Genomic DNA, 7,373 nt, shown 5'->3' on the forward strand with positions numbered 1-7,373 from the left:
CTCATGCCACCTGCGGAACAAGTTGTTGCGCCAACAGATGCTTGAGCAGCGCGCGGTAGGCCAGCACGCCACGGCTCTTGCCGTCGAATTGCGAAGGCGTGACACCGGCACGGCTGGCATCGCGCAGACGGGTATCGACCGGGATGTAACCCTGCCAGATTTCTTCCGGGAATTTGTCACGCAGCACACGCAAGGTATGCATCGATGCCTGGGTACGGCGGTCAAACAGGGTCGGTACGATGCTGAACGGCAGCGCCTGTTTGCGCGAGCGGTTGATCATAGCCAGGGTGTTGACCATGCGCTCCAGACCTTTGACGGCCAGGTGCTCGGTCTGCACCGGGATCACCAGTTGCTGGCTCGCCGCGAGGGCGTTGACCATCAGCACACCGAGTAACGGCGGGCTGTCGATGACGGCGTAATCGAAGTCCTGCCACAGTTGCGCCAGACTCTTGGCGATCACCAGACCCAAGCCACTCTGCCCCGGCGACTGGCGCTCAAGGGTGGCCAGTGCGGTGCTCGACGGCAACAGGGAAATGCGTTCGTCGCTGGTCGACAACAGCAACTGCCCGGGCAAGCCTTGCGGCACAGCGCCCTTGTGCAGAAACAGGTCGTAGTTGCTGTGTTCCAGGCTGTCGGGGTCGTAGCCGAAATAGCTGGTCATCGAGCCGTGCGGGTCAAGATCGACCACAACCACGCGCTTGCCCGCCTCTGCCAGCAAACCGGCTAAAGCGATGGAAGAAGTGGTTTTACCAACACCACCCTTTTGATTGGCGACTGCCCAGACTCTCATTCAGTTCGTTCCTCCCGGCCGAGATGCTCGACCGAGACATGGCTCAGCGTATTAATGCGGGTGACGGAGAATTGACGGCACTCTCGCGTCCCGGCGTCTTGACCGGGGTCGGTGCAGTTTGTGTGCCAGCCCGCTTCAGTGCGGCGTCCGGTTGCGCGTTGGCGGTGCCGGTACCCGTGAGGCTGCGGCGCACATCGAGATTTCGCGACACCACCAGCACCACACGACGGTTCTTCGCGCGGCCTTCAGCCGTGGCGTTGTTGGCCACTGGCTGGAACTCACCGTAACCCACCGAGGCGAGGCGACCGGGATTTACGCCCTGCATCGCCAGCATGCGCACGATGCTCGCCGAACGCGCCGAGGACAGCTCCCAGTTGGTCGGGTACTGCGCGGTGCGGATCGGTTGATCGTCGGTGAAGCCTTCAACGTGGATCGGGTTGTCGAACGGCTTGAGGATCGCCGCGACCTTGTCGATGATGTTGAACGCGATGTCGCTCGGCATGGCGTCGCCGCTGCCGAACAACAGGCTCGAGTTGAGCTCGATTTCGACCCACAACTCGTTGCCCCGCACGGTCATCTGGTTGGAGCTGATCAGATCGCCGAACGCTGCGCTGATGTCATCGGCGATGCTCTTCAGCGGATCACTGGCCCCGGCGATACCGGCGTCGACCTGCTCGGCATCCTTGACCAGCGGCTTGGCCGGGGTCACGGTCTTCGGTCGCTCGTCGCCGATCGGGATCGGTTTGAGCGAGCGGTCGGAGTCGGTAAAGACGCCGATCAGCGCTTCGGAAATAACCTTGTACTTGCCTTCGTTGATCGACGAGATCGAGTACATGACCACGAAGAAAGCGAACAGCAGCGTGATGAAGTCGGCGTAGGACACGAGCCAGCGCTCGTGGTTAACGTGTTCTTCCTGATGCCTGCGACGAGCCATAGTCCATTACCCCCATCAATCCATGAAGCCCTGAAGCTTCAACTCGATAGAGCGCGGGTTTTCACCTTCGGCGATCGACAAGATACCTTCCAACAACATTTCGCGATAACGCGACTGTCGCAACGCGATTGACTTCAGTTTGGCCGCGACCGGCAACAGGATCAGGTTGGCACTGGCCACGCCGTAGATGGTCGCAACGAATGCCACGGCAATGCCGCTGCCCAATTGCGTCGGATCGGCGAGGTTGCCCATCACATGGATCAGGCCCATCACGGCGCCGATGATGCCGATGGTCGGCGCGTAGCCGCCCATGCTTTCAAAGACTTTCGCCGCTTCGATGTCGCGGGCTTCCTGGGTGTAGAAATCCACTTCGAGGATGCTGCGAATCGCTTCCGGCTCGGCGCCATCGACCAGCAGTTGCAGGCCTTTGCGCGAGTAGCTGTCGGGTTCGGCATCGGCCACGCCTTCCAGACCGAGCAGACCTTCTTTACGTGCAGTGAGGCTCCAGTTGACCACGCGGTCGATGCCGCCGGCGAGGTCCACGCGTGGCGGAAAAAAGATCCAGGCGAGGATCTGCATCGCGCGTTTGAACGCGCTCATCGGCGATTGCAGCAGCGCGGCACCGATGGTGCCACCCAGTACGATCAGTGCCGCCGGGCCGTTGGCCAGCGCACCGAGGTGACCACCTTCAAGGTAGTTGCCGCCGATGATGGCGACGAACGCCATGATGATCCCGATAAGGCTTAGAACATCCATCAGATACACGCCTCGACAATGTGTTTGCCGATGTCGTCGAGGCTGTATACCGCGTCGGCGAGGTCGGCTTTGACGATGGCCATCGGCATGCCGTAGATCACGCAACTGGCTTCGTCCTGCGCCCACACCGCGCTGCCGCCCTGCTTGAGCAGACGTGCGCCTTCACGGCCGTCGGCGCCCATGCCGGTCAACACCACCGCCAGAACTTTGTCGCCGTAGGATTTCGCCGCCGAACCGAACGTGATGTCCACGCACGGCTTGTAATTCAGACGCTCGTCGCCCGGGAGGATTTTCACTGCGCCACGGCCGTCGATCATCATTTGTTTGCCACCCGGGGCCAGCAATGCCAGGCCCGGACGCAGGATGTCGCCATCCTCGGCTTCCTTGACGCTGATGCGGCAAAGCTTGTCCAGACGTTCGGCGAAGGCCTTGGTGAACGCTGCCGGCATGTGCTGGATCAGCACGATCGGCGCCGGGAAGTTCGCCGGCAATTGCGTCAACACGCGTTGCAGGGCAACCGGGCCGCCCGTCGAGGTGCCGATGGCAACCAGTTTGTAGGCTTTGCGTTTCGGTGTCGGCGACGAAGCGCTGGCAGCCGGCGTGCGAACCGGTGCCGGCGCTGGAGCCGGACGCGTTGGCGCGCTGCTGCTGTGACTGCTGAAGCTCGATGCCGCCGGAGCTGGCGCAGGCGCTGGAGCAGCCACCGGAGCCGGTGCACTGTAGGCACTGAAACGACGGTTACTGCGCGAGATGCTATGGACCTTCTCGCACAGCAGTTGCTTGACCTTCTCCGGATTACGCGAGATGTCTTCGAAATTCTTCGGCAGGAAATCCACCGCGCCGGCATCCAGCGCATCGAGGGTTACCCGAGCACCTTCATGAGTCAGGGAGGAGAACATCAACACCGGGGTCGGGCAGCGCTGCATGATGTGCCGCACCGCCGTGATGCCGTCCATCATCGGCATCTCGTAGTCCATGGTGATCACGTCCGGCTTGAGGGCCAGGGCCTGAGCGAGCGCCTCTTGACCGTGGGTGGCCGTGCCGACCACCTGGATGCTCGGATCCGCTGAAAGAATTTCCGAGACGCGGCGGCGGAAAAAACCCGAATCGTCCACCACCAGGACTTTGACTGCCATAAACACTCCATTAGGCGCAGCGGGACGTTATCGCCCCGCCGCCCCGGATTCAAATACGCCGTGCGGCGTAACGCTTGAGCATGCTTGGAACATCGAGAATCAGTGCAATACGGCCGTCACCAGTGATGGTGGCGCCGGACATGCCCGGAGTCCCCTGGAGCATTTTGCCCAATGGCTTGATGACCACTTCTTCCTGGCCAACCAGTTGATCGACGACGAAGCCGATCCGCTGAGTGCCCACCGACAGGATCACCACATGGCCTTCGCGCTGCTCTTCGTGAGCGGCGGAGCTGACCAGCCAGCGCTTGAGGTAGAACAATGGCAAGGCCTTGTCCCGCACGATCACCACTTCCTGACCGTCGACGACGTTGGTGGTCGACAGGTCGAGGTGGAAGATTTCGTTGACGTTGACCAACGGGAACGCAAACGCCTGATTGCCGAGCATGACCATCAGGGTCGGCATGATCGCGAGGGTCAGCGGCACCTTGATGACGATCTTCGAGCCCTGGCCCTTGGTCGAGTAGATATTGATCGAACCGTTGAGCTGGGAAATCTTGGTCTTCACCACGTCCATGCCGACACCACGGCCGGACACGTCGGAGATCTCGGTCTTGGTCGAGAAACCCGGGGCGAAAATCAGGTTGTAGCACTCGGTATCGCTCAGGCGATCGGCCGCGTCCTTGTCCATCACACCGCGTTTTACCGCGATGGCGCGCAGGACGTTCGGGTCCATGCCTTTGCCGTCATCGGAAATCGACAGCAGGATGTGGTCGCCTTCCTGTTCGGCCGCCAGTACCACACGACCGCCTCGGGCCTTGCCCGACGCTTCGCGTTCTTCCGGCGACTCGATGCCGTGGTCGACGGCGTTGCGCACCAAGTGGACCAGCGGGTCGGCCAGGGCCTCGACAAGGTTTTTGTCGAGGTCGGTTTCTTCGCCGACCAGTTCCAGGTTGATCTCTTTCTTCAGCTGTCGCGCAAGGTCGCGAACCAGACGCGGGAAGCGTCCGAAGACCTTCTTGATCGGCTGCATCCGGGTTTTCATCACCGCGGTCTGCAAGTCAGCCGTGACCACGTCGAGGTTCGACACAGCCTTTTGCATGGCTTCATCGCCACTGTTGAGACCCAGGCGCACCAGACGGTTACGCACCAGCACCAGTTCGCCGACCATGTTCATGATTTCGTCGAGACGTGCGGTGTCGACCCGTACGGTGGTCTCGGCTTCGCTCGCCGGTTTTTCCGGTGGCGGTGCAGCGGCAGCGCGGGCCGGAGCCGGTGCAGCAGCGGCAGCCGGTTTTGGCGCTTCGGCTTTCGGTTCAGGCTTGGCGGCAGGCTTCGGCGCAGCCGTCGCAGCAGCGGCCGGGGCCTTGGCGACAGGCGTGGCGACGGTCGACGCGGAGCCCGCAGCAGCGGCGCCGACTTCAGTGAACTTGCCTTTACCGTGCAATTCATCGAGCAGCGATTCGAACTCGTGATCGCTGATCAGATCGCTACCGGCAGCGGCGGCGGCCGGTGCGGCAGACGCAGGGGCCGAGGCAATGGCCGACTCCAGCGCTTCGACGGCAAAGTTGCCTTTGCCGTGCAACTGATCGAGCAATGCTTCGAATTCGTCGTCGGTGATGTCCGAGCTGTCGCCTGCTGCCGGAGCTGCAGGTTTGGCCGCCGCTGGCGCGACGGCGTCAGCTGCAAATTGACCTTTGCCGTGCAACTGATCGAGCAGTGACTCGAACTCGGCGTCAGTGATTTCATCGCTGGCTGCCTCTGCGGCAGTTTGCGCAGGTGCAGCAGCAGCGGCCGGAGCTTCCGCTTCAGCCTTGACGGCGTTCAGCGAGTCCAGCAGTTGTTCAAATTCGTTATCGGTGATGTCGCCCGAATCGCCTTCGACGACCAGTTCTTCGATCATCTCGGCCACCGGTGAGACCGGGGCTTGATCCGCTGATTGTGGCTCGGCCAGACGCGCCAGCGCTGCCAGCAGTTCCGGCGTCGCAGCGGTGATCGGTGCACGCTCGCGGACTTCGCTGAACATGCTGTTCACCGCGTCCAGTGCTTCGAGGACAACGTCCATCAGTTCTGCATCAACGCGACGCTCACCCTTACGGAGGATGTCGAACACGTTTTCGGCGATGTGACAGCACTCCACCAGCTCATTGAGCTGAAGGAAGCCGGCGCCCCCTTTTACAGTGTGGAAACCGCGAAAAATTGCGTTGAGCAAATCTGCGTCATCCGGACGGCTTTCCAGCTCGACCAGTTGCTCGGACAGTTGCTCAAGAATCTCGCCGGCCTCAACCAGGAAATCCTGAAGGATCTCTTCATCGGCGCCGAAGCTCATTAATGGGGTGCTCCTACAGGTCTAAAAACCTAAACTCAAAATCCAAGGCTGGATAGCAAATCGTCCACATCGTCCTGACCGGACACAACGTCTTCTCGTTTATCGGCATGAATCTGCGGACCTTCACCCTGCGAGAGATGTTTTTGTGGATCTTTTTCTGCAAGCATCGCCGCACGGTCATGTTCGATGCCCGCAAAGCGGTCCACCTGACTGGCCATGAGCACGAGTTTGAGCAAATTGCTTTCGACTTCGGTGACCAGTTGGGTCACACGCTTGATCACTTGACCGGTAAGGTCCTGGTAATCCTGAGCCAGCAGGATGTCGTTCAGATTGCTCGACACCGCACGGTTGTCCGTGCTGCTGCGTGACAGAAAACCGTCGACCCGGCGCGCCAGTTCGCGGAACTCTTCAGCTCCGACTTCACGACGCATGAAACGCCCCCAGTCGGTACTCAAGGCCTGAGCTTCATCAGCCAGACCATTGACCACCGGCGTGGCGCTTTCCACCAGATCCATGGTGCGGTTGGCCGCGGCTTCTGTCAGTTTGACCACATAGCCCAGGCGTTCGGTGGCGTCGGTAATTTGCGACACTTCCTCGGCCTGCGGCATATGCGGATCGATCTGGAAGTTGACGATCGCACTGTGCAGTTCACGTGTGAGCTTGCCGACTTCCTGATACAGGCCACGGTCACGGGTCTGATTGAGCTCATGGATCAGTTGCACAGCGTCGCCGAACCTGCCTTTTTCAAGGCTCTCGACCAGTTCGACCGCGTGTTTTTTCAGGGTCGACTCGAAATCGCCCTGTGAAGATTCGTTATGCTCCATAGCTCCCCCGCGCGTCATCAGCCGATGCGTTCGAAAATCTTCTCGATTTTGTCTTTCAACGCCTGAGCCGTGAAAGGTTTGACCACGTAGCCGTTCACACCGGCCTGAGCGGCCTCGATGATTTGCTCGCGCTTGGCTTCAGCGGTCACCATCAACACGGGCAGATGCTTGAGTTTTTCATCGGCACGTACGTGGCGCAGCAGGTCGATACCGGTCATGCCCGGCATGTTCCAGTCCGTTACCAGAAAGTCGATGCTGCCGCTGTTGAGCACCGGAATGGCGGTAGTGCCATCGTCAGCCTCGACGGTATTGGTGAACCCAAGATCGCGCAGCAGGTTCTTGATGATCCGCCGCATCGTTGAGAAGTCATCAACGATGAGGATTTTCATGTCTTTGTTCAATTCGACCTCCAAGCAGTCTTAAACGCGCCCAGCACCTGGACGCGCCACTTCAATCAATCGGCGCAGCACTCGAAGACTGTCTGGAGCACAACAGAGCAAGACCGGTGCCGTTCATCACCGCACCAGCCTCGTTCGCAGTGTCCCCACACTGCCTTCAGCGCGCTCGCCACTCCCCCAAACGCCCCCGCAAACGGGCCGCGCACTGG

General features: G+C 60.7%; 7 protein-coding genes. All 7 read right to left on the bottom strand.

The annotated features are described in order from the left end of the window. Position 1 precedes the first annotated feature (1 nt). Genes ACIOWE_RS22680 through ACIOWE_RS22710 form a run of 7 tightly spaced genes read right to left on the bottom strand, consistent with a single transcriptional unit; the run spans position 2 to position 7,155 of the window. Entirely contained in the window at positions 2 to 790 is a 789-nt protein-coding gene (locus ACIOWE_RS22680) for a ParA family protein (protein ID WP_401396082.1), read from the bottom strand. Positions 791 to 833: 43 nt separating this feature from the next. After that, entirely contained in the window at positions 834 to 1,724 is an 891-nt protein-coding gene (gene motD, locus ACIOWE_RS22685) for a flagellar motor protein MotD (protein WP_201239279.1), read from the bottom strand. A gap of 15 nt (positions 1,725 to 1,739) precedes the next feature. Continuing rightward, complete coding sequence (locus ACIOWE_RS22690; RefSeq protein ID WP_095190692.1) at positions 1,740 to 2,480, bottom strand: flagellar motor protein; 741 nt, start codon at positions 2,478 to 2,480, stop codon at positions 1,740 to 1,742. Further along, entirely contained in the window at positions 2,480 to 3,616 is a 1,137-nt protein-coding gene (locus tag ACIOWE_RS22695) for a chemotaxis response regulator protein-glutamate methylesterase (protein ID WP_401396085.1), read from the bottom strand. Before ACIOWE_RS22695 ends, ACIOWE_RS22690 begins: the two co-directional genes overlap by 1 nt. Positions 3,617 to 3,665: 49 nt before the next feature. After that, positions 3,666 to 5,942 (bottom strand): chemotaxis protein CheA, encoded by a 2,277-nt coding sequence (locus ACIOWE_RS22700; RefSeq protein WP_401396088.1) that lies wholly within the window; start codon positions 5,940 to 5,942, stop codon positions 3,666 to 3,668. A gap of 35 nt (positions 5,943 to 5,977) precedes the next feature. Beyond that, positions 5,978 to 6,766 carry a protein phosphatase CheZ gene (locus ACIOWE_RS22705; protein ID WP_095190695.1) on the bottom strand — a complete coding sequence of 263 codons (789 nt, stop codon included), beginning with the start codon at positions 6,764 to 6,766 and terminating at the stop codon, positions 5,978 to 5,980. 17 nt (positions 6,767 to 6,783) lie between these two features. After that, positions 6,784 to 7,155, bottom strand: a complete 372-nt coding sequence (locus ACIOWE_RS22710) for a chemotaxis response regulator CheY (protein WP_024012118.1) — start codon at positions 7,153 to 7,155, stop codon at positions 6,784 to 6,786. Positions 7,156 to 7,373 lie beyond the last annotated feature (218 nt).

This window comes from Pseudomonas sp. NPDC087598 (assembly GCF_044743525.1).
Classification (GTDB): domain Bacteria; phylum Pseudomonadota; class Gammaproteobacteria; order Pseudomonadales; family Pseudomonadaceae; genus Aquipseudomonas.